General features: G+C 39.1%; 20 protein-coding genes. 8 read left to right on the forward strand and 12 right to left on the reverse strand.

Going from position 1 to position 22,397, the window contains the following annotated elements:
- Nucleotides 1-12 precede the first annotated feature (12 nt).
- Together J2Z82_RS00955 and J2Z82_RS00960 are read right to left on the reverse strand one after the other, a co-directional pair.
- Nucleotides 13-1,029: a FecCD family ABC transporter permease gene (locus tag J2Z82_RS00955; protein WP_209478925.1), complete on the reverse strand. Its 1,017-nt coding sequence runs from the start codon at nt 1,027-1,029 to the stop codon at nt 13-15.
- A complete protein-coding gene (locus J2Z82_RS00960) occupies nt 1,029-2,045 on the reverse strand; it encodes a FecCD family ABC transporter permease (protein ID WP_209478926.1) in 1,017 nt (338 codons plus the stop codon). The genes J2Z82_RS00955 and J2Z82_RS00960 overlap by 1 nt, the downstream gene beginning before the upstream one ends.
- 152 nt (nt 2,046-2,197) lie before the next feature.
- Here J2Z82_RS00960 and J2Z82_RS00965 point away from each other — a divergent pair, with 152 nt between their 5' ends.
- Nucleotides 2,198-3,163, forward strand: a complete 966-nt coding sequence (locus J2Z82_RS00965) for an iron-hydroxamate ABC transporter substrate-binding protein (protein ID WP_209478927.1) — start codon at nt 2,198-2,200, stop codon at nt 3,161-3,163.
- Nucleotides 3,164-3,448: 285 nt separating this feature from the next.
- Here J2Z82_RS00965 and J2Z82_RS00970 read toward each other — a convergent pair whose 3' ends face one another.
- Nucleotides 3,449-3,814, reverse strand: a complete 366-nt coding sequence (locus tag J2Z82_RS00970; protein ID WP_209478928.1) for a YisL family protein — start codon at nt 3,812-3,814, stop codon at nt 3,449-3,451.
- A gap of 160 nt (nt 3,815-3,974) precedes the next feature.
- Here J2Z82_RS00970 and J2Z82_RS00975 point away from each other — a divergent pair, with 160 nt between their 5' ends.
- Complete coding sequence (locus tag J2Z82_RS00975) at nt 3,975-5,171, forward strand: ornithine--oxo-acid transaminase (protein WP_209478929.1); 1,197 nt, start codon at nt 3,975-3,977, stop codon at nt 5,169-5,171.
- Nucleotides 5,172-5,972: 801 nt separating this feature from the next.
- Here the strand turns inward: J2Z82_RS00975 and J2Z82_RS00980 are convergent.
- Complete coding sequence (locus J2Z82_RS00980) at nt 5,973-7,481, reverse strand: nitrate/nitrite transporter (RefSeq protein WP_280922955.1); 1,509 nt, start codon at nt 7,479-7,481, stop codon at nt 5,973-5,975.
- Nucleotides 7,482-7,671: 190 nt separating this feature from the next.
- Nucleotides 7,672-8,856, reverse strand: a complete 1,185-nt coding sequence (locus J2Z82_RS00985; protein ID WP_209478930.1) for a DUF418 domain-containing protein — start codon at nt 8,854-8,856, stop codon at nt 7,672-7,674.
- A gap of 198 nt (nt 8,857-9,054) precedes the next feature.
- On the opposite strand from J2Z82_RS00985, the gene J2Z82_RS00990 reads away from it, so the two are divergent.
- The 6 genes from J2Z82_RS00990 to J2Z82_RS01015 all read left to right on the forward strand — a co-directional run bounded on the left by J2Z82_RS00990 (nt 9,055) and on the right by J2Z82_RS01015 (nt 10,940).
- Nucleotides 9,055-9,270, forward strand: coding sequence for a spore germination protein (locus J2Z82_RS00990; RefSeq protein WP_209478931.1), 216 nt, complete (start codon nt 9,055-9,057; stop codon nt 9,268-9,270).
- Nucleotides 9,271-9,283: 13 nt separating this feature from the next.
- Nucleotides 9,284-9,490, forward strand: a complete 207-nt coding sequence (locus J2Z82_RS00995) for a spore germination protein GerPB (protein WP_209478932.1) — start codon at nt 9,284-9,286, stop codon at nt 9,488-9,490.
- Nucleotides 9,491-9,557: 67 nt separating this feature from the next.
- Nucleotides 9,558-10,121 (forward strand): spore germination protein GerPC, encoded by a 564-nt coding sequence (gene gerPC, locus J2Z82_RS01000; RefSeq protein ID WP_209478933.1) that lies wholly within the window; start codon nt 9,558-9,560, stop codon nt 10,119-10,121.
- Nucleotides 10,102-10,275 (forward strand): spore gernimation protein GerPD, encoded by a 174-nt coding sequence (locus J2Z82_RS01005; RefSeq protein WP_092493638.1) that lies wholly within the window; start codon nt 10,102-10,104, stop codon nt 10,273-10,275. The genes gerPC and J2Z82_RS01005 overlap by 20 nt, the downstream gene beginning before the upstream one ends.
- 12 nt (nt 10,276-10,287) lie before the next feature.
- Entirely contained in the window at nt 10,288-10,680 is a 393-nt protein-coding gene (locus J2Z82_RS01010; protein WP_209478934.1) for a spore germination protein GerPE, read from the forward strand.
- A 41-nt stretch (nt 10,681-10,721) separates the two neighbouring features.
- Nucleotides 10,722-10,940, forward strand: a complete 219-nt coding sequence (locus J2Z82_RS01015; RefSeq protein WP_092493636.1) for a spore germination protein — start codon at nt 10,722-10,724, stop codon at nt 10,938-10,940.
- Between the two features lie 192 nt (nt 10,941-11,132).
- Here J2Z82_RS01015 and J2Z82_RS01020 read toward each other — a convergent pair whose 3' ends face one another.
- The 7 genes from J2Z82_RS01020 to addB form a co-directional block, all read right to left on the reverse strand.
- Entirely contained in the window at nt 11,133-11,690 is a 558-nt protein-coding gene (locus J2Z82_RS01020) for a hypothetical protein (RefSeq protein WP_209478935.1), read from the reverse strand.
- A gap of 3 nt (nt 11,691-11,693) precedes the next feature.
- Nucleotides 11,694-12,329 (reverse strand): SCO family protein, encoded by a 636-nt coding sequence (locus J2Z82_RS01025; RefSeq protein WP_209478936.1) that lies wholly within the window; start codon nt 12,327-12,329, stop codon nt 11,694-11,696.
- Nucleotides 12,330-12,463: 134 nt separating this feature from the next.
- Nucleotides 12,464-14,143: a cbb3-type cytochrome c oxidase subunit I gene (locus J2Z82_RS01030; protein ID WP_209478937.1), complete on the reverse strand. Its 1,680-nt coding sequence runs from the start codon at nt 14,141-14,143 to the stop codon at nt 12,464-12,466.
- A gap of 15 nt (nt 14,144-14,158) precedes the next feature.
- Nucleotides 14,159-14,620 (reverse strand): cytochrome c oxidase subunit II, encoded by a 462-nt coding sequence (locus tag J2Z82_RS01035; RefSeq protein ID WP_092493632.1) that lies wholly within the window; start codon nt 14,618-14,620, stop codon nt 14,159-14,161.
- A 12-nt stretch (nt 14,621-14,632) separates the two neighbouring features.
- On the reverse strand, nt 14,633-14,776 hold the full coding sequence (locus tag J2Z82_RS01040; protein WP_209478938.1) for a cytochrome c oxidase subunit 2A: 144 nt from the start codon (nt 14,774-14,776) through the stop codon (nt 14,633-14,635).
- Between the two features lie 347 nt (nt 14,777-15,123).
- A complete protein-coding gene (gene addA, locus J2Z82_RS01045; protein WP_209478939.1) occupies nt 15,124-18,852 on the reverse strand; it encodes a helicase-exonuclease AddAB subunit AddA in 3,729 nt (1,242 codons plus the stop codon).
- Nucleotides 18,852-22,349, reverse strand: coding sequence for a helicase-exonuclease AddAB subunit AddB (addB, locus tag J2Z82_RS01050; RefSeq protein WP_209478940.1), 3,498 nt, complete (start codon nt 22,347-22,349; stop codon nt 18,852-18,854). Before addB ends, addA begins: the two co-directional genes overlap by 1 nt.
- Nucleotides 22,350-22,397: the final 48 nt, after the last annotated feature.

The following is a 22,397-nucleotide window of genomic DNA, read 5'->3' on the forward strand; positions in this document are numbered from 1 at the left end:
AACCTCCCCGGCTTATTTGGTTTTAACCAAAAGATATACAAAATAAGGTGTACTAAGGACAGCCACAACAACTCCGGCAGGTATTTCTGTTGGCGTTAACAGATTTTTGCCGATTGTATCTGAAACCATTAACAAAAGTGCACCAATTAACGTTGAAATCGGAATAATATATTGATGCAACGGCCCAATTATCCTACGTGCAATATGCGGTACAACTAGTCCTAAAAAGGCAATTGCTCCACCAGCAGCAACACTAGCTCCGGCTAAAGCAACTGCGATAAGCAGCAGCAGACGTCTATCCCCTTCAACTTTAGACCCTAACCCAGCAGCCACATCATCACCGAGGTTTAGGACATTAAGTACGTTTGCCTTGTGGAGTGCATAAGGAACGAGTATAAGGATCCATGGCAAGAGAGCTAACACAAATGACCAATTGGCGCTCCATATATCACCGGAAAGCCAAACGGTTGCCTGTCTGAAGTCCTGTGGGTTCATTTTCAGCTGAAAAATAATTAAGGCTGCACTGAATCCTGCGTTCACACCTATTCCCACAAGCACCAGCCGTATCGGATTGACACCGTTTTTCCAGGCTAATGTATATACCAAAAATGCGGCGAATAATGCTCCAACTAACGCAAATAGCGGCATTATAAAAATGGATAACGTTGTATTCAATGAATCCTGTATAAAAAATATAAATAAGACGACCGCAAGTCCTGCCCCAGTATTAATACCTAAAATGCCGGGGTCAGCCAGATCATTTTGGGTGACACCCTGCAGAATTACTCCGGATACCGCAAGTCCTGAGCCAATCAGTAAAGCTAAAATAATCCCTGGTAAACGAAAGTCAAACAGCACAAGACCTTGTCTTTCCGTCCCCTGCCCAATTATCGTCCTTACTACATCTAATGGCGCTATATTGATAACACCAGTACTAAGGCTGATAAAGAACATAGTGATAATTAATACGATTAATAACGCTATAATACCAATAAATCGACCTGTTTTCTTTTGATAAATCGGGTTCATTATTTGCCACCCCCACTGCTGCCACGAGCTAGATATAAAAAGAATGGTACACCAATGAGCGATGTTATCGCACCAACCGGCGTTTCATATGGGGCATTTATCAGCCTTGAGACAATGTCGGATAAAACCAGCAGAAGTGCACCGAATAATGCCGATGAAGGTATAATCCAGCGAAAATCCGTACCCATGATAAACCGGGACATATGAGGAATGATCAGGCCCATAAAACCAATTGCACCAGCAACAGAGACTGCTGCTCCAGTTAAAATAAGTACAGTCAGAATGCCTAATATTTTAATGACGATATTATTTTGCCCAAGCCCTACTGCAACATCTTCACCAAGATTTAATACTGTAATTGATTTTGCTATCATAAAAGCAATAAATATTCCGATAGCACCAGATATCAGCAAAACCTGAATAGAGCTCCAGTTTGTTCCTGCCAGTCCCCCAGCAAGCCAGAACCCTAATTGCTTTTCAAGCTTAAAATGAAGTGCAATTATAGTTGAAACCGAGCTTAATAGTGTCCCAATTGCAACACCTGCTAATGCAAGTTTAACCGGTGTCAATCCCCCCGTTGAAAAAGAACCAACCATAAAGACCAGAACAACTGCAATACCGGCACCCGCAAACGAAGCAATTGTTAAACCAAGACCAGATACACCTGGAATAAATGCCATTGTCAGAACTAGAGCGAATGCCGCTCCATTGGTGACCCCCATGATTGAAGGTGAAGCTAACGGATTACGGGTCATACCCTGCATAATAGCACCTGATACAGCTAAAAATGCACCAACAAGTGCTGCAGCAATCGCACGTGGAAGCCTCAATTCCTGAATGACCTGATGGGATGTTATATCTCGATCAAAGTTAATAATCGCCTGCCAAACAGTTGATAAATTTATATCTACGGCCCCATAAGCAATTGATAGTCCCATTGCAAGTAATAATGCTATTATAGTTAAGATATTGATTATTATTTTTAAGAATGACGAATGCTGAATAGTAGATAACATGATTTTCTCCTGCAATTACAATTTATTTCCTAATGTAAAAGTATAAGCCTTCAATCTTCCCACTGCAATGACAAAAATTTAATTGACATTACAATTGAAAATGATTATCATTACCATTAGGGATTTATTATAACATAAGAGGAGACTTACATATGTTTAAAATTAAAAAATCACGTTTTTTATTAATGAATTTTACCTTGTTGCTAATATTAATTATTTCAGCATGTGGCGGTGATAATTCAGATTCAACCTCAGATGGCAGTGATCAGGACAGCAAACAGAACTCCGAGGTAACGGTAGACAGTAAGATGGGGGAAGTTACCCTCCCAACTGACGCAGAGCGGATTATTGCTCCCTTTCATGAAGACGCATTACTCGCACTTGGCGTTACCCCGGTTGCCAAATGGGCAATCGGACAGAGCATCCAGAATTACTTGGAATATGAACTAATGGATCTTCCAAAAATCGAATGGAATCTCCCCCTTGAACAGGTTCTAAATCAGAACCCTGATTTAATCATACTCGAGCATGGTATCGATAGTTATGAAGGATCATATGAAGATTATCAAAAAATTGCTCCAACTTATGTCATGAAAGAAGAAACAACAAACAGCTGGCGTAAGCAAATAGAAACGTTTGGCAAGATTCTTGGAAAAGAAGATAAAGCCGACGAAGCCCTAAATCAATATAAAGACAAGGTAGAAAATGCAAAAGAAACATTAAGTGGTGCAATAGGCGATGAAACTGTTGCAGCGATTTGGGCAACAGGGAATCAGTTTTTTGTATTTGAAGAAAATCGCCATAGTGCAGAGGTACTTTATTCAGAATTAGGGATTAATTCACCAGAACTCATTAAGAATCTCGGAGAGGCCCAAACACAATGGAATCCTCTTTCACTTGAGAAGCTTTCCGAATTAAAAGCCGATCATGTTTTCCTGCTTGCTTCAGAAGGTGAACAAGGAATCGATACATTGAAAAACAGTGATGTCTGGCAAAGTACCCCAGCAGCCGAAAATGGTAATGTATATACTTTGAATGACCCGAGTAACTGGACTAATAAAGGATTAATCGCTTCCGAAAAAACAATCGATGATGTACTTAAAGCGTTAACGAAATAACTGTTCTACCAATACAATCGAATCTCACCGGTCAAAAGTGTCATTATTTATTAAATTAAATATGACACTTTTTTACGTTGGCATTCGATTATAGTTATGAACAGACACAATAAGTCTAGGGAAATGTGATAGCTTGAGCCGGGATATTGTGAACTTGAGCCGACTTTGTGACAGCTTGGGCCAAAAAATTGTGAACTTGAGCCGATATTGTGACAGCTTGAGCCAAATGCCAAAAACACACTAAAAAAGGACCTCTCCTCACTGGAAAAGTCCTTCCTTGATCACCTATGGTAAAAAGCCAAATCCTAAACGTCCAAAACCTAAAATTAATGTGAGAATAATTGCGATAGCAAGCTGAATCCACCAGCTTTTTGTTGCTTCTTCTCTTCCCATTTTCAAGCTGATCATTTCCATGGCAAAAATAGCCCATATTCCTGCAAGCCCTTTAAAGATGGCTTCTCCCATTTGCGGGCCGCTGAAGTATGCTGCAAGCAGTGTACCACCGGAATATAATATTAATAAATAGTCCAGACGCAGTATCATTTGTACTATCTTTGCACCTTTTGCCTTGTCTGATTTGTGCAGCACTACCACTACAATAAATAGAATAGCTGCCAAGACCCATGCAGTGACGTGTAGATGTGTATTCATTTATGTTCCTCCTATGCATTAATACATAATAAAACTATCATATCATGTACCACTAAGAAATTCATTTGAAAATTATTTGAACATCCCAAACTAGAAGTAAAATAGTATAAAAACTGTTATACTATAAAGTGTAATGGAGATATAAAATCGGAGGGATAGTATGGTACAAAACAGTCAGCAAATTATTGATCAGACTCAGGAATATGGGGCTAAAAATTATCACCCGCTTCCTGTTGTCATATCTAAAGCGGAAGGTGTTTGGGTTGAAGATCCAGAAGGCAATCGCTACATGGATATGCTTAGTGCCTATTCAGCAGTTAACCAAGGTCATCGTCACCCGAAAATCATTGATGCATTAAAAAAACAGGCAGACCAAGTAACACTAACCTCACGAGCTTTTCATAATGATCAGTTAGGTCCATGGTATGAAAAGATTTGCAAATTAACCAACAAAGAAATGACACTCCCAATGAATACTGGAGCTGAAGCTGTCGAGACAGCTATTAAAACAGCGCGTCGCTGGGCTTATGATGTAAAAGATGTTCCTGAGGGCAAAGCAGAAATAATTGCTTGCGAAGGTAACTTCCACGGACGTACGATGGCTGCAGTTTCGTTATCTTCAGATGCAGAAAATAAGCGTGGTTTTGGACCAATGCTTCCAGGAATAAGAGTCATTCCATACGGAGATATTGACGCTTTAAAGGCAGCTATTAACGAAAATACTGCAGGCTTCTTATTCGAGCCAATTCAAGGCGAAGCTGGAATTGTCATGCCACCGGAAGGATTCCTTAAAGAAGCATATGAAGTATGCTCAAAAAACAATGTATTATATATTGCTGATGAAATTCAAGCTGGATTAGGACGGACTGGAAAAATGTTTGCCTGCGACTGGGAGAATGTGTCACCAGATATTCTCATTCTAGGAAAGGCGCTAGGTGGTGGTGTATTCCCTATCTCTTGTGTCGTTGCCAACAAAAACATTCTTGGCGTGTTCAACCCAGGATCACATGGATCTACATTTGGCGGAAACCCACTAGCATGTGCGGTCTCAGTTGCGTCACTCGAAGTATTGGAAGAAGAGAAATTGGCCGACCGTTCACTTGAACTTGGTAATTATATGATGGACGAGCTTAAAAGCATCGATAATCCGAAGATCAAAGAAGTACGGGGTAAAGGACTGTTTATCGGTGTTGAACTAAATGAAGCTGCTCGCCCATACTGCGAGGCATTGAAGGAAAGAGGCCTTCTATGTAAAGAAACACATGAAAATGTAATTCGATTTGCTCCTCCACTTATCATTGAAAAGGATGACCTGGAATGGGCAGTAAACCATATTAAAGATGTGTTAAAAGGTTAGAAAACTTGCCATTCGTTAAAGGGATTCTTATGAAAGCGTATTTTGCTTTCTTAGAACCCCTTGTACTCTGGAGTGCAAGCCTTTGGGTGAATTGCCTTAGTTGCACTTATGCAGTAAGAAAGTAGTTATACTTTCTTATCTGCCTAGAATTAAATAAAGTGGCTGGGATAAAAGTATTTAGTCAAAGTAAAATCCGAACTATGATTCAAAATTCTTGAAATAGAATTCGAATTAGTTCGGATTTTTTATTGCAGATTATATATAAACTGCGACATAGATTCGATTAATATCATTTAGTGAGGGTCACTAACCGCGCAGTTGGAATATACTCGCGCACCTAGGGCTCACCACGAGCCTCCGACGCATAGGACGTGCTAGTGCAGACGTTGCCACAGGACGTGGCGTACTTAGTCTGCCTCGCTCGCAAAGAACGCTCCCTGTGGGGTCTTCTTAGGATCGCTGTCCCACAGGAGTCTCGCATATTCCAACTGCTAGTGGTATAAAATCTTGTTTTTTTAAGTTCTAGTGAGGAATACCCAGCGGAGGAAATACACGTAGACTCCTGTGGGAGCTGAGGCCTAGATGAGACTACGCAGCGACGTAGGAGCAAGGAGGCTCATCAGCCGCCCACGGAAAGCGAAGTGTATTTCCGGAGCGGCATAATAACACTCAAACTTTTTTAAAGTGTGTCGCAGTTTATATCAATTACGTATTAGATTCAACGAGAATCAACATTGCTCCAGTATCGCATCTTATGTCTACACGCAATGACTAAAAAACCACAGACCTTATCGAGAAAGTTTAGTTTACAGATGGTTTCTCATTTGAGATATCACTAAAAATACCAACATATTTAATGATTTCTCCTTCATCACCTTCAATTGCGCTTATAGTCAACCATTCATGAAAGACTTCACCATTTTTTCGTTTATTCCAAATATCACCCTGCCAATAATGGTTTCTCTCCAGCTCATCCCACATGGATTGATAAAAATCAGCAGTATGATAACCAGAACTTAATAATTTTGTCTTTTCTCCTAATGCTTCTTCGGCTCTGAACCCGGTTACTTCAGTAAAAGCTTTATTTACGTTTGTTATTACTCCAGTTGTATCTGTAACCATAACACCTTGACCAGTGTTTTCCACAATTTGATTGGAAAGGTTAAGCTTATCTGAATAATACATCCAAATGACAATAATTAAACTTGCTAACGCGAACTGCGATAAAGCCATAAATCCAATTGCATAGTGACCTGTCAGGCTGAAAACAGTAGACAAAATTAGTGGCGGGAAGAAGCCTCCTAAGCCACCCATTGCTGCAACAATACCATTTACTATTCCACCTTGTTTTGAGAAGTAAAAAGGAACTAGTTTAAAAACAGTCCCATTCCCAATCCCAGAACAAATCGCAACGGTTAACGTACCGACCGTATACAATGTGATCGTTGGAGAAAATGATAGCAAAACCCCGGACAATGTTAACCCAGTAAATACGAGTATTAAGATTTTAAAGGGATCAAACTTATCCCCAAGCCAACCACCAAGGGGACGAATTAATGTACAAAGTGCGATAAAACCAGCTGTACGCAGCCCAGCATCAACTTCTGTCAAATTAAATTCTGATACTAAGAAATTTGGAAGATAAACTGTAAATGCTACAAACGAACCAAAAGTCAGAAAGTAAAATAGACTTAGAAACCACAGCTTTTGATTACGATAAACTGATTTAATTTGATTCTTTAGTGGTGTCGATACCTTTGGTTCATTGCGATCACCGAAGAAGAAGTTTAATATTGCGAACAATATTAACGGTATTATTAATAAACGGACAGTTACTTCCCAGCCAAATTGCCCAGCAATAATCGGTGCCCCAAAGGCAGTTAGCGCTGTACCAATATTACCGACACCATAGATTCCATTTACGAAGCCATGACGTTCTTTTGGATAATATTTAGGAAGTGAAGTTACACCAGTAGAGAAAATTGCTCCACCGACACCAATAAATAAGCCAGCAATAATTAAACCGATAAATGAACTAGCTATGCTAATATAATATACCGGAAATATTAAAAAGATAAGACTAATTAAAAATATCCACCTGGCTCCAAAACGATTCGTCCAATACCCGATAGGTACTCGTAAAATAGACCCTAAGATAACAGGCACTGCTGTAACCCAAGAAACTTGCCCAATTGTTAAATTAATATCCTCTTTAATAAATGGCATTAATGAAGATAAAATTACCCATACCATAAATCCAGCAACTAAACTTAATGTTTGGAGGGGTAATTGTAATTTCTGATTACTCAATATTACTTCTCCTTTCACTGCCGAATCCTAATGTCTTTAAGACGTTCAACAATTTAAAATATGTAAAGTATTTTGTTCAGTATAACTTAAATACCTTTTCTTTTGTACCTTTATCTTTGACATTACTGTGGCGGTTTCGCTTGATAATAAAAACGCCACACTGATGTACAATTCTCACCTGCTGCTTACATTAGGAATTCCTCCGTTTCACTTTTCGTAATGACTGTTTTTCTTTGTAGGTAAGACTTCGCCAGATCCATTCAAGCGGCCCAAAACGATACCTTGCCAGCCACCATTTACTGCAGATAATTTGCAGACTAAAGACAACTGCAACAATTCCCATGGCAACGATTGGCCTTATGGAACCATATAACCCGAAACCCACTCCATAAAACAATATAAAACATATGATTGATTGGGTTATATAATTTGTTAAAGACATTCTGCCAACATATGTGAGCGGTTTTAATATTAGTTTTCCAAAACTGCTTCTGCTCAACAACGTTATTGAAAATAAGTAGAATAATGCGGATCCAGTCCCGCCAACATTATCCTGAATATACGAGAACCAAGTCGGATTTCCATATAAATATGGACCCATTTTTAGTGCTGCAAAGAACAGAAAGCTAATAAACCATACTATAAGGACTGTTTGTTTGTGTTCGTCGGGCTTGTGCAGCCACCTTTTTCTTGCAATGAACATACCGAATAAAAACAAAGGTAATAATGTTGTTGCTAAAAGCAAACTGGAGAATAAACTATTCGAATAAAGCCAGTCGCTAGCGTTTTGAGATAAAATTACTGCCAGATCACTGCTACTATAATTTTCCTTCACAAGTGAAATTTTTGAAGTGTTATAACCATCCAAAAATGCCCTTGCATCAAATAACATTCTTGAAAAGTAGATTACACTGAGTCCTAACATCAGTGTTCCCCAGACCAACAGCGTTTTATTTTTGCGGTTCACAAACGCCACTAAAAACAGACCAACAACCCCGTATGATAATAAAATATCACCATGCCAGAGTAAAAATGCATGTATCAAACCGAAACAGATTAATATAAGTAACCTTCGAAATAAGAATGGATAGACATCAGTATTTTTTTCTACCAGACGTTCTTTTAGGATCTGAAAGCCAAATCCAAATAAAAGTGAGAAGAGTGTATAAAAGCTTGCCTGAAAGAAAATATCAATAACTACTTGTGTAGATTGATCAACAGTGGATGTCCATGCATCTTCCTCCCCACCGTACATAAAATATGGTGCAGAGAAAGCTCCAATGTTTACGACGAAAATTCCTAAAATAGCAAAACCGCGAGCGGCATCAATCCATGTTAATCGTTTGGATCCCTGCAATGGCGAAGCAACATTCATTCGTTTCACTACCTTTCTTAGAATCCTTATACTTTGGAAAGCAAGTCTAAAGTTTAAGCTGTACTTATGCAGTAAGAATAAATAACTGCAAAAATAGATAGTTTTTTTCTACTATTCTATAAATTAATAATAACTTCTTTTTGCTGCTTCAACAAATTTTCACCTTAATCATAAACTAAACCTGAAGGAGGATTTAACATGCCAGCAAAAGTCGGCGCAGTCAAAGTAATTAATATAGGCTCTTCCAGCATCTTTAACATTGGAGATGTTTATTCAATGAGTCCTGAAAGCACTGCAAAAACATATGCTGGTGGTGGTTCCTTTAATACAGGGGATGGGACCCATATAAGGCTAAAAGAGTCAAATACGTATGTACGGGATACAGATGTAGCTGATCAGAATATAGATAATTAATGGAGTGTATACCATGAATTTTACTATTCACCAATCTATAAGTATTCATATGTTAAAAATAGGCGCGATCACAAATTCTTCAGTTGTACAAATTGGGAGCACCGGAAGTATTCAGGCACAATCGGATATTTACAATACAGGGGAGTATGAAGAAGCTGCGGAACCGGCTGAACCTGTTGGTCAGTCTTCAATCATTCGATTGCAACAGCCTGGTCAATAGCACATATTTGCCTGTTATGCATATGTTACTATAGGTATTTGCCTAGTTGTAAGGAGGGCACACTCTTATGAATAGCTGGAATAATTATATGTATAACTTACTGCAACGCATTGATGAGCAGGACAGAAAAATCAGGTCACTGGAATCAAGAGTCGAGAAGTTTGAACAAAAAGAATCGAACCACAACAACATTGAAAAAATTGAATATCACTTTGACCAGCTGAAAATAGAGAATCTTGATGGAACTCTCCACATTGGTTTGTCACCAAATGACCTGAAAGATATAGAAGATCTCTCTGTTCCACCTGGCAAAACACCAGTCAAACAACAATTATTATCTGACTTAAATAGGTACCTAAAAGAACATGGAGCAAACCTAATCCGTAATATAGCTGACCAGAATCATTTTTCTATTGATAACACAGATCCATCAATACTTATCGAGGATATGGCCAAACAGCTACCCGAACGAATCACGTTTTATGAAGAAGAATCCAAACGTAACAATCAAAACCTTTCAGAGGACCAGAAGAAGCAATTCATTATGGAGCAAATTAAAAATGAAATTCATCATTCGTTAACAACATATATGGAAAGGAATGATTCAGAAAATGAATATGGAAGTTCATAACTGGGGTTTACAAGTCGGAAATGTTCAAATAGATGCGATCACATCTTCGTCTGTGTTTTTAGTAGGAGACAGTGAAGATATAATCCTCTCATCATTCTTCGATACTCCACCAGAAGCAACTATGATTGGTTCCATCGTTCCACTATCAGGATGAGGGGTTTTATTGATGCAAAAGCGAACAGCATCCGTTAGACATATCAGAGTTCATGGTCTAACATATAGCGGAATTTTTAATATTGGCGATACATTAAATGCCCGTCCGAAATCAAGGGGAATTGCAATCCAAAAAGAAGGTGCAACTTTTGTAGGTGATGAGGGTCTTCATTTTAATAAATTTTCACTATTTCAGCGGGACGCGAACTGGCCGACTAATGCCACAGGAGTCCAAAAAAATACACTAAATCATTCTAATGTAATTAAAGTAGGGAACATATCTATCCTCGGGGTCAGTCAATCATCTATTTTGCATATTGGTAACCTTAATGAATTATCTGCAGAAGCAAGGGTTAAACACTTCCGTCAGTATACCACTGACACGGATAACAACATGACATCATAAACTATGTGTATCCTGAAAAATAAATTCTGGAGGAGTTCTTCATGCCATCAATTGTTGGACCAATAAAGATAAATAGTGTGGGTGGTGGCGTCATAAACTTTGGTGATTCCTTTTATCTCGCACCTAAAAGTACTTCCAAAACAAACACAGGTGCAGGATCACAAAACACTGGTGATTTCATTTGTACCAATAGTGGTTTAAGCTCCACCAACCCATTTGACCCTGATGTGAACGATCAGAATTTAACAGCTAATGCTTAATTTAAAAGAACTGTCCAATTGATGCGACAGTTCTTTTGGCTATTTGCTCCTATTTTCGTGTGACTGATTGAAGTCCCAATACGAAATGATACTTCCTCCTCGACAAGTAACGTGTTCCCTCTCCTATTACAAAATCTAGAATCAACACCTGATAGCTTAAGTATATTTATTCACTACAAGGCACTTTTCTTCCTATTCAAATTCTGATTGATCAATGAATAATAATTGCAAAACATATATTAGTAAAAAAGCTGCCATTGCGAGTGAACCCCAACCAAGTGTCTTCTGCTCCACTTCCAAATAGTTATTGCATATCTGACTATCCGCCCCAATATACAGCCACGCCATTAGTCCAAACATGATAACAAAGAATACATAAGTAATATTTCTGCCAACTTCCCCAAGTTTCATCCAGCTATCACGTAGAGGAATCCCTGCTAAAAACGGCAAACTGATAAATTTAAATACCTCTACCATTTGTATAGTAACAGCCTCATCCATCGAACGTGGGATCATCCAGTAACTCCAAATAACAATGAATAATAGAATTCCAGGTACACCGTTACCATTCCATTTTTCAAAAAAACCCGGAAACTTCATCTGAAAAAATCGTGCCATTAGAAATCCAGATATCACAAGGAGTGGCATTTGCATATGCATGTGCACAATCATAATCGATTCAAGTAAATTAGCTACAGGTGGAAGAATTAGAAAGACGTAAAGCATTAAACCATAGATTGCTTGTTTCATCGTCTATTCCCCCTCTTCACTGTCAAGAATATTTACAACAGTATCAGCAGCTTCATCAATTCTGGTGAAATCCATCACTTGCTGCAAATGGCCGGTTTTTCCTATAAAATAGAAAGCACTATTATGTGTGAAGTCTCCATTACCATCAGGGATAACAATTACGCCCAGTTTTTCAAGTAGAATGTCCAGTTCCGATTGGTCATTTATTCTTGCCATGCGCCACGTTTCTCCATCACTTCCAAAGTAGGATCTGTATTTGGTTAACGTTGCTGGATCATCTCTTGCAGGGTCAAAACTTATACTTAGAAAGACGATGTCCTCACCAATATACTTACTCGGAATTTGATCATAGACATCTGCCATGTTCATTTCTAGCTGTGGACATACGGTGGTACAACTTGTATACATAAATGTTAGAAATACGTATTTTCCTTCTGCAAATTCATCAAAAGTATATGTTCGCTCGTGACTGTCCTCCAAAGTTACAGAAGGAAATTCAGGCTTGTTTTGTAATACTTCATATGTTCTGGCACTTTCTGCTGTAAATGCACGGAATCCATCGGTTCCAATAAAAAATAAACCAATTCCAAATATGATTACGAGAATGATAGCTATTAAATTACGTCTGTCCTTGATCATAACCGATCACTTCCCAAGTTTGTAATTTATCATTCGTTTTACTTTAGAAAACTTGGCAGTAAGAAAGTACTTATACTTTCCTACTGCTTAAAAAGATAGCCCCAAACAGGACTATCTCTTTAATTTTGTTTCAACTACCATGTTCTGATTGGTGGTGATCCGGGTCCACCGTTAACAACAAAGTCTACAATCGGTACAACGTAGGCCATAGCTACAACCATTAGCATTAAGATAATCCAAATGCTCCAGCGTTCAGTCCATAGTGGTGTAGGTGCTTCATTTTCCTCAGCTTCACCAAGAGGGAATTCTGTTTCACCTTTTGGAGCGAAAAACATCATATTGAATACTGCATAAACTTGAATAATTACACCTAAAAGCAGTAATGTTCCTCCGAATGCCATAACATACTCGTAAGGCACCCAGCTTAATGCAATTTCATGGTCTCCATACGTTGTGAAAGATGTCCGTCTTGGGTCACCCAACAGCCCTACTAAATGCTGTGAACCTGACATGAAGATCATTCCGACTGTCCAGATAATTGTCTGGATAACACCAAGTCTATTCATTTGAGGGGTTAGCTTACGCTTAGATAGAAACGGTACAAGCCAATAAGTAATCCCAAAGAATGTTAAGACAACTGTTACACCTACAGTTATATGGAAGTGCCCAACAACCCACATTGTGTTATGAATTACCTGGTTCATCTGGTTACTTGTATTGACAATTCCACCAGCACCGCCAGGGATAAAAGCAATCATAGCAATCATCGGGGCTAAGAAACGCACATCTCCCCATGGAAGTTTTGTGAACCAGCCTAATAGTCCTTTACCACCGCGTTTTCTGCCAGCTCTTTCAAACATAGCGAATATGGCGAACGCAGTCATCAATGAAGGGAATGCGATTGATGTACTCATAAACACGTGTAAAAACTTAACTGATTCTGAAATTCCTGGGTCAATAATTTGATGGTGAAATCCACCAGGAATGTTTAAAATAACTAATAATATTACAACAACTCGAGCAAGTTTATCACTAAACACTTTTCCGCCGATAATCTTTGGTATTGCTACATACCATGCTGAAATTGCTACAATATACCAAATATTTACCAATGTGTGTCCAAAACTCCAAAATAGTGTTCGGCTAACCATGACGTTAATTGTTTCTTTCCATCCCAACGACCAAGGAATGAGCGTTAATACTTCTACTGTTACACCAATACTTCCGAAGAACCAAAGTATGAATACACCCATTGCGAAGAAAGCATACAGCGGCGTTACTTGACCACGATGATTTTTTCTCCAATGATTGTAATTGATGAATGCTCCAAAACTGCATGACCATATACCTAGCACAACAAATACTAACCCGATATAAAAGATAGGTGATGCAGCAAGTGGTGGATAAAACGTATATAAAACGGACGCTTCATTCATTAAAATTGTTATTACTACTAGTACTACTCCTAACAGCATCAATCCAAGTCCAACCCAAGCCATTTTCCTCACTTTTGGAAGAAGTCCTCCTAATGTATGGGATAGAACTGCATATAAATAACCAATTGTGAATGTAGCTGTAAAAACTAGAATTAATAAAATACCGTGTGCTGTTAACACTTGGTAATAGTTTAACCATGCTGGCAATTCCAGAAGACCGGCCCTCTGAAGTCCTTGTACTAATCCTAAAATTCCGCCAATAAGTAATGTAATAAAGGCTACTGATAAATATGATTTCGATATTTTAGCATCCAGAGGATTAACGCCTAATCCTTTATTCGCCTTCTCGCGAAATGTTTCTTTTATTGATTGTTCCATTTGACTTTACCTCCTTTACTTCACCGTGATTGTCGTGGACATAAGCTGATGCCCCGCACCGCAATATTCATTACATAACACTAGATACTCGCCTGGCTCATCAAATGTGTGAGTGATTTCTTGGATGTGACCTGGCATTACCATTGCATTAATGTTTGTTCCAGCAACTTGAAAGCCATGAACAACATCTTTGGAAGTCATTGTAAATGTCACTTCTGCCCCAGCTGGAACTTCAATATCGCTGGGAGTAAAGCCAAACGCTTGTAATGTCATAACTACTTCATATTCGTTTTCCCCAACCTTTTTCACGCCAGGATTATCAAATGGAGCAGTTTGATCTACTTGCTCAGGATCAATATTTTCTTTATTACTTGGTGGTCCCATACCTAACGCGAATGTTTGATAACCTACTATAACCATAAATAAAATTAAAATACCGGCACTTAATCCAAGCCAAATTTCTTCTAAGCGATGCATATCGTTTCCCTCCTATACTCTGGACATATATAACCAAAAGACTCCTACCCACATAACAACGATGACTCCTAACACAAATAACACGGAAACCATTGTACCTTTTAATGATGTTTCTTCTTTATTTTCGACTGGAGTACTCGTTTTTGCTGCTTCCATCACAAATCCCCTCCTTGTAAACTATCTTTCTACTACATCTTATTTTTTTAAGGTGTTTTTCGAAGTGAACTAAATCACACGAATACGTGATTTTAATTACATGAAGAATTCCAGTAATCATTTGCAAAGAATTCCAAAAAAAATAAAGAGCAAAACCCTTGATATGACAGGGTCTTACTCTTTAAATATAACCATTATAATTTGTAACTACTTCGACACATTTTCGGAAATTATATTTATTAAAAAACTGATATTCATTAGCCAACCCAATGAAAACATAATTTACTTTCATAGATGACTTTTTACTTTAAGTGCAAATCTTATGGACTTATTCAGTCAGAGAGTATTTATACATTCTTAACTGCCAGTAAAAGTTGCTTGGAAAAGAAATAAAGATATGTCTCTTTTACTTGTTCATACCAAATATGTTCCACCGCATGTTTGTACAAATTCATTTGAATTTTATACCTGTCTAAAAGTTTATCTTCTACATGGCTGGTTACTTCCTCAGTGATGGCATCAGTCTTATAATCAAGAATAATCCACCCATCATCTTTTGGAATAACACAGTCTATCACACCTTGCACCAATACTTGTTCGTCCGTATTATTGGTCCAGTTTGCATACACTTCTTTTGCAGATAACGAAAGGCTGAATGGTACTTCCCGATAAATAATCGGTGATTCCATGATTAATTGGGCAATTGACGTGTTGAAAAATTGTTCAACAGCAGTGGTCTCGATAACCTCTGCCTCCTGTTTCGTCAAAACTTCCCGTTCTACTAATTGTTCCACAAATTCTTCTATTTCTGTTGCAGTCATTGGCTTCGTCAGTGGTATATGCTGCATCACTGTGTGCATTGCGGTACCACGTTCTGCCGCAGTAATCGATTTTTGTTTTTGCATAAAAGCAGGGCGTTTGGCGATTGGGGCTTGAGACGTTTGGATAAGCTGTTCACCACTATATTCATCTTTTATCTCACGCTGTCTTTTAATTTCGGTCACTGTTTGTTTGGCCCTGTAAGTTGCAGCTTCAAGATACGGATACGTGTAAGCAAGGCGATCGTTAACAGCCCAATCCAAGTGGCTATCATCCAATTCCAGCGGCTGCCAATTCAAGATATTTTCTTTTCGCTCTAGATCAGCTTGCGTAACTGCTTCATCTAGATTGGTTAGCGAACTGCCGTGTAAAATTGAAACATTCCATTCAGAAGGATCGATTTGGATTGCTTCCAAAACAGCATCATCAACCTCCAACGTCCGCAGTACATCATTTCCTTTGTGACGGATTAAAGCAGGACCAACCCAATCAAGGTATGTTTTTGATTCAATCCTGTAATGTGCAGGAAGAATCCATTCCGAATGATCAATCATTTTTTCCCATTTCTGTTGTTTCTTTTCAAATGATGGGACATTACCAACCATCACTAACTTCTCTTTCGCGCGTGTCAATGCAACATATAATACACGCATTTCCTCTGCCAGGAGCTCTCGCAATTTTTCTTTTTGCAATGCATGGTGAAACAGTGTCGGATAGGTTATCCGTTTGACCGGATCAATATATTTACTGGCAAACCCTAAGTCTTTATGCAATAAATAACGACGTTTCAAATCCATAAAATTAAATTGTTTATCCATCGCTCCCAGGATAACAACTGGGAACTCCAAACCTTTACTTTTATGAATCGTCATGATTCGGACAACATCCTCTTGCTCACTTAATGCCCGGGCTGCCCCAAGATCATCACCACGCTCCTCCATACGTTCAATAAACCTCAGGAAGCGGAATAATCCACGGAACGATGTTGACTCATATCCTCTGGCACGATCATATAGAGCTCTAAGATTCGCTTGACGCTGACGCCCCCCAGGCATACCGCCAACAAAATCATAATATCCTGTTTCCCGATAAATCTGCCAGATCAATTCAGATAAAGCACCCTGCCGTGATGCAAGCCGGTAACGTTCAAGTCGTTCCAGGAAATTACTTACCTTAATGGCTGTATCATCCGAATTATGACGGTTAAATGCCTTCAATGCATCATAATATGTTCCCTTCTGATCTGCTAATCGAACTAGTGACAGCTCCTCTACATTCAACCCAACAATTGGTGACTTGAGTACGGAAGCAAGCGGAATATCCTGCCTTGGATTATCAATCACTTTTAGCAGACTTAGCATGATTTTTACTTCAATGGCATCAAAATAACCTGTCGAGAGTTCGGCGTACACCGGTATTCCCTGTTTTTTTAATTCGTCGACAATCGTTGGTGCCCATGTCATTGAGCGCATTAAAATAACAACATCGCGATACTGCATATCCCGTTGTGTATCTGTTGTTTTATCGTAGACTTGTAAGGGATCGCTTTCCTTCTGTCCAATCCAGCCTTTAATTTTTTCTGCGTATGCACGTGCCTCAAGCTGTGCTTTTTCCAGATCCTGATAGTCCTCTTCATCCTGTGAAATATCCTCTTTTTCCTCTGGAACTTCACGATCAATAATGATTAGCTCTGGCTGTGGTTCAGTATGTGGTAATGTATCATACATTTTATTTGCATAAATCAGCTCAGCATCCTCATCATAGGCAATTTCCCCTAATTCCTCGTCAAGGATTTGTCTGAAAATATAGTTAGCACCAATCAGGACATGTTCACGGCTGCGGAAATTACTTGCCAAATCGATTCGTCTGGCGGGAATCCCTTCATCAGCAAAACGTTTGTATTTCTGGATAAATAACGATGGTTCTGCATGTCGAAAGCGATAGATACTCTGCTTAACATCACCAACCATAAACCGGTTTCCAGGGCCTGCCTGATCGCTAATCAGCATTAAAATTGTCTCCTGGACAAGGTTTGTATCCTGGTACTCATCTATTAATAACTCACTGAACTGTCTCTGCAAATTGACGGCTACAGTTGAAGGTAAAACCTTATCCGCAGTGGATGAATCGTCAGTTAACAATTGCAGGCAATAATGTTCCAAGTCAGAAAAATCAACAATAGCTCGTTCCCGCTTTTGTTCTGTAAATCGTGTTTTAAATTGTTTCACAATCTCTGTTAATTGCCTGATCACCGGGGCCAGTTCCTGCATATCTGCAATGTGGCCTGTCAAATCACGGCTAAACCAGCCTTCTTTCATTTCATTCCATCGTTTCTTATAGCTATCACGCAATTTTTTAACCTTATCTTTTTTGGCATCATCACAATCGACTTTTTTGCCTGATAGCTTAGCAAAAGAACTTGTCGCCATATGTGCTTGCAAATCATCCCACGAATTCAGATGTGCCAATGCTATTTGCAAATTTTCCGCATCTGAATCAATTGCATCCGCATAATGGTATGGTCCATCACTTTCTCTTGTTAGTTCCATTGCAAGATTTATTTCTTGCTGCATCGCTTCCAGCTGGTTTTTAGCTTCTCTTTTTATGATTGACAGCCACGGCAATTCATCTTCATTCCAATCATTTGGAATATCATAGACATCTGCAATTTGATCAAGCCACATATCCGGCCACGGATTTTGCGCCGCAAATGTATATAAATCAAGGACAAGGCTTTCCACATCTGCATCACTGCGATCACTGGAAAAGCGGTCTACAACAGCGAAAAAACTCTTTTGTTCCTCGCCTTCTTTCCCGTACCATTCTTCAAATAAGTCATCAATTACTTCCTGTTTAATTAAATCTGCTTCCATATCATTAGCAATACGAAAAGCGGGATCAATATCCAGTAAATAAGCATATTGTTTTACCGTATCAAGGCAAAACGAGTGTAAAGTTGATATTGATGCACGCTGCAGAAGTGATAATTGCTTTTTAAGATGCGGTGAGCTCGGGTCTTCTGCCAATGCTTCTTCCAAGGCAAGTCCAACCCTGTTCCGCATTTCCTGAGCTGCAGCATTGGTAAACGTTACAACAAGCAGCGAATCGATATCTACCGGGTCATCTTTTTTAATTAACTTTTGAATTATCCGTTCGACAAGTACGGCTGTTTTCCCCGAGCCCGCAGCCGCGGCAACGAGCACATCACTGCCGTCCGTATAGATTGCTTGTTCCTGTTCCTTTGTCCAATTAGCCATTACATTTCCTCCTTATGACGGAGTCTTTCCAGTATTTCGTCATCCTTTAAGTCAGTTAGCTTTCGATAATTATTTTCCTCTAAAATCGGATCAAATTGACAGACTGACAAGAATGGGCAATACGTGCAAGCCGTGTTCTGTTTATGCTGGAATGGATTTAAATGGACACCACCAGATGTCATATCGATTCCTGCCTGCATCATTAGGTGATGAATGTGCTGCTGCAAACTGGAAAACGTCTCGTTGTCAGCAACTTTAGAATGGCTGTAGAAATCACCATTCTTCTTCACTCCTGCTGGTATTACCTGGCTTGTTCCTGAATCAAGTGATGTATCCATCATTTTTACAATTTGCTCATTTGATAGCAGCAATCCCTGCATTTTATACTTCTTGAATATTTCTTTTTCAATTTCATCATCATTCATTTTTAACTTGCCTGAAACCATCGGATTGTGCACATGGAAATAAAGGACCCCAGCTGGTGTTGCTTTAGCGCCAAGCCACTGTTCTGAATGGGAGAGTACAACGTCAAGGTATGTCAGCATCTGCAAAGCAAGACCATAATAAACCTCTACCAAGTTTAATCCTTTTGCACTTGATTTATAATCAATAATCCGTAAAAATAAATCTTCATTGTTGAGTGCCTTATCAACCCGGTCAATCCGTCCGCGCAGCATAAGTTCAAAACCATTCTCTAACTTCAGCGTAACAGGGGGTAATGCTTTTTCATCGTCAAACCCGAAACCGAGCTCTAATCCTACTGGTGAAAATTCACTTTGTCGTGATTGTTCACTTAAAATATACGTTGCCCTTGTGATAACTTCCTGCAATTTTTGCTGAATATATTTATATCTGTTAGAACTATGCAAAATCTGATGCTGTAAAATCGGTGCAAGACTTTCAACCGCTTTTTGCGCATAGCCTGAACTATCATTTTTTGATAACTGGGAAAAGTCCCTGCCATCTGCCTTAATCCACTCGGTTATTTTTTTCAATGCCTCATGAAACAGCTGGCCAATATCAGGCGCATCGAGTTTATACGTCTTTCTTTCATCCAATTTCAAGCTGTATTTGGCAAAATGCTGGTAGGAACAGCGATAATAAGATTCTAATCTTGATACACTTGCTTTCACCTGTTTTGGATAGAGCTGTTCGGTTGTTTCCTTTGTTAAATTTATTGGGCGATTTTGATAGTACAAGCTTTGTAAAATCGTATAGGTTGTACTATATTTTGGATGATTTTCGATATACCAGTTTAGAACATGCCACCAAACAGGCTTAACAGGATACCCTTTTCGACTGCGGGCCAACTGTGCTGTTAGCGCCGCTCTTGTTTTAATAGGGGTCGTTATAAACCGGTCCGCCTCTGTCAGCTCCTCAGGGTCCTGCAGTAAAATATGGTTGCCACACGATGGGAATAAATCCTCTATCCGCTTAATCAGCTGTGATGGCATTTTCGATTTACCCTCTTCATCACTTAACGGATAACTTAACCATAAATAATCAGTTGGAGATGTGAATGCAACATACATATAAAACCAATCATCCAAGAGTTGCCGCTTGCTGCTTTCTGCAAGTTGGATACCCTGTCCCGCTAGTAATTCACGCTCTTGTTCGTTAATCATGCCCTCTGAGGTTGGCTTCATTGGCCATACGCCATCATTCACACCAAGCAAAAAGGAACATTTCATTCCACTGATTCTTGACCGGTCAATGGTACCAACGATTACATGGTCCATACTAGGCGGTACATGGGCAAATGTTAACGAATCAAAGCCAGCCTCTATTGTCGTGCGAAAAGTATCCAGGTTCATTGTTTCGTCCCCGGCCATCTCAACCATTTCATCGAAAAGCTGGATGACAGCATTCCATACTTGTTCCTGCTCTCGCGCTTTTTCAATTTCCCCTTCTGCATCGTACATTTTCCGCATTTGTTCCAGTCGTTGCGGAACACCTAGCTCTTCCAGTAACAGATAAACTGTTTCACATAATTCACTTATCGTAGCAGCTTTTCTTATTTTCTGATCAAACTCTTGTAACGCTTGTACAACTTGATTTCTGTACGCATTTATTCGCTTTTGCGTTTCTTTTTCCGTATCCGTTTGTGCTGAACGATCAAAGCCACGGAAACGCTGGAAAATCCATTGTTTATCCCCTATCCACCGTTCTCGTGAGCGGATTCCATATTCAAGTATATAATTTTCCAATTCATCAATCGCATCATTAGTAAGTGGATATTCTGAATCTATCGATGGAATAAACCCAGTTTTGAGTACACGAAAGATAGCATCATACCGCCAATTTCCTTCGACAATGTCTAAGACAGAACGAATAAACTCAATCAGCGAATGATTCAGCATCGTTCTTTTTTCATCGATAAAAACCGGGATATCATAATCGCTAAAAATGGTATCTATTAAATCGTGATACATATCTGTTTGTCGAATAAATACAGCAATATCCTGAAATCGGTGGTTTTCCTCACGTACCAGACGCAAAATCTCCTGAGCAGCCCCTTCTACCTCTGCACGGGGATGTACTGCTTCAGCAATTTGTAATGGAACATCGCCATTGTATTCAGGTGCAGGACGCACATCGAAGTTTTGTTCCAAATGGGCAAAATAAGGACGTTCCTTAAATCTGCCGTTCGCAGGGTCAAGTACGACAGTTTCATCTATACTTATATAATTTTCAGCAGCAATCGTTTGAAGGGTTTGATGTGTTTCTTTCGTTTGGTAAAACAAATCTAATTCAGATAGATCTGCATCATCTGTTGGATCGACAGTTAATGCAATAGTCACTGATTTACACTTCTTCATTAACGCCTCAACAACAAGAAGTTCTTTAGGTGAAAATCGATGGAAGCCATCCAAGTATATCTCGGCACCCTCAAGTAATGTCGCATCCTTAATTTTCTCTGCCAGTAATTGTAGCTGGTCCTCACTATCTATATATTTACCTTGTAAGGCGTGTACCAGATTTTCATATATGTACGATAAATCGTTAAGTTTATCCGATAGTGCAGCCTCACCAGATTCTTTATGAACAAACTGATTCATCTGTTCAATTTGCATATATAACATTTCGGGAGTGATACGATATCGTTTAAATTCGGTAATCATTTTTTCCAGTTGTTCCAAGAATCCTTGTTTTTCCAAAGCTTTTTGGAATACATTCCACTCCGATTCTTTCTCTTCAATAATCTTTCGAAGCATCATTTGAATGCCGACAGAGCTAATAAACTGCCTCGTACCTCCACCAGTCTCTTGTAAAACACGCCATGCCAGACGTGAAAAGCTGGTAACCTGCGCACGAATACTTCCATGGATATCATGACCACTAAACAAGGCATATTCCTGTTGGAAGGTCATTTGATCCGGTACGATATAAAATATTGGTTTACCTTGTGGGTTATCAGCCAATTTTTCTTTAATTTCATCCAGTGACCTGCCACTTTTGCCGGTACCTGATCTGCCTAATAAAAATCGTATCCCCATATTTTATCCCCCTTATCGAACTTCCTTACTAAAAGAGCTTCAATAAAA

The sequence above is a fragment of the Virgibacillus litoralis genome, from assembly GCF_017873675.1.
Lineage (GTDB): Bacteria > Bacillota > Bacilli > Bacillales > Amphibacillaceae > Lentibacillus > Lentibacillus litoralis.

Excerpts from the sequence above, each read along its gene's own strand:
- J2Z82_RS00995 (WP_209478932.1), top strand. The coding sequence starts at position 9,284 with ATGAATTTTACTATTCACCAATCTATAAGTATTCATATGTTAAAAATA.
- J2Z82_RS00960 (WP_209478926.1), bottom strand. The coding sequence starts at position 2,045 with ATGTTATCTACTATTCAGCATTCGTCATTCTTAAAAATAATAATCAAT.
- J2Z82_RS00975 (WP_209478929.1), top strand. The coding sequence starts at position 3,975 with ATGGTACAAAACAGTCAGCAAATTATTGATCAGACTCAGGAATATGGG.
- addA (WP_209478939.1), bottom strand. The coding sequence starts at position 18,852 with ATGGCTAATTGGACAAAGGAACAGGAACAAGCAATCTATACGGACGGC.
- J2Z82_RS01010 (WP_209478934.1), top strand. The coding sequence starts at position 10,288 with ATGCAAAAGCGAACAGCATCCGTTAGACATATCAGAGTTCATGGTCTA.
- J2Z82_RS00970 (WP_209478928.1), bottom strand. The coding sequence starts at position 3,814 with ATGAATACACATCTACACGTCACTGCATGGGTCTTGGCAGCTATTCTA.
- J2Z82_RS01030 (WP_209478937.1), bottom strand. The coding sequence starts at position 14,143 with ATGGAACAATCAATAAAAGAAACATTTCGCGAGAAGGCGAATAAAGGA.
- addB (WP_209478940.1), bottom strand. The coding sequence starts at position 22,349 with ATGGGGATACGATTTTTATTAGGCAGATCAGGTACCGGCAAAAGTGGC.
- J2Z82_RS01025 (WP_209478936.1), bottom strand. The coding sequence starts at position 12,329 with ATGATCAAGGACAGACGTAATTTAATAGCTATCATTCTCGTAATCATA.
- gerPC (WP_209478933.1), top strand. The coding sequence starts at position 9,558 with ATGAATAGCTGGAATAATTATATGTATAACTTACTGCAACGCATTGAT.
- J2Z82_RS01005 (WP_092493638.1), top strand. The coding sequence starts at position 10,102 with ATGAATATGGAAGTTCATAACTGGGGTTTACAAGTCGGAAATGTTCAA.
- J2Z82_RS00965 (WP_209478927.1), top strand. The coding sequence starts at position 2,198 with ATGTTTAAAATTAAAAAATCACGTTTTTTATTAATGAATTTTACCTTG.
- J2Z82_RS01035 (WP_092493632.1), bottom strand. The coding sequence starts at position 14,620 with ATGCATCGCTTAGAAGAAATTTGGCTTGGATTAAGTGCCGGTATTTTA.
- J2Z82_RS00955 (WP_209478925.1), bottom strand. The coding sequence starts at position 1,029 with ATGAACCCGATTTATCAAAAGAAAACAGGTCGATTTATTGGTATTATA.
- J2Z82_RS01015 (WP_092493636.1), top strand. The coding sequence starts at position 10,722 with ATGCCATCAATTGTTGGACCAATAAAGATAAATAGTGTGGGTGGTGGC.
- J2Z82_RS01020 (WP_209478935.1), bottom strand. The coding sequence starts at position 11,690 with ATGAAACAAGCAATCTATGGTTTAATGCTTTACGTCTTTCTAATTCTT.
- J2Z82_RS01040 (WP_209478938.1), bottom strand. The coding sequence starts at position 14,776 with ATGGAAGCAGCAAAAACGAGTACTCCAGTCGAAAATAAAGAAGAAACA.
- J2Z82_RS00985 (WP_209478930.1), bottom strand. The coding sequence starts at position 8,856 with ATGAATGTTGCTTCGCCATTGCAGGGATCCAAACGATTAACATGGATT.
- J2Z82_RS00990 (WP_209478931.1), top strand. The coding sequence starts at position 9,055 with ATGCCAGCAAAAGTCGGCGCAGTCAAAGTAATTAATATAGGCTCTTCC.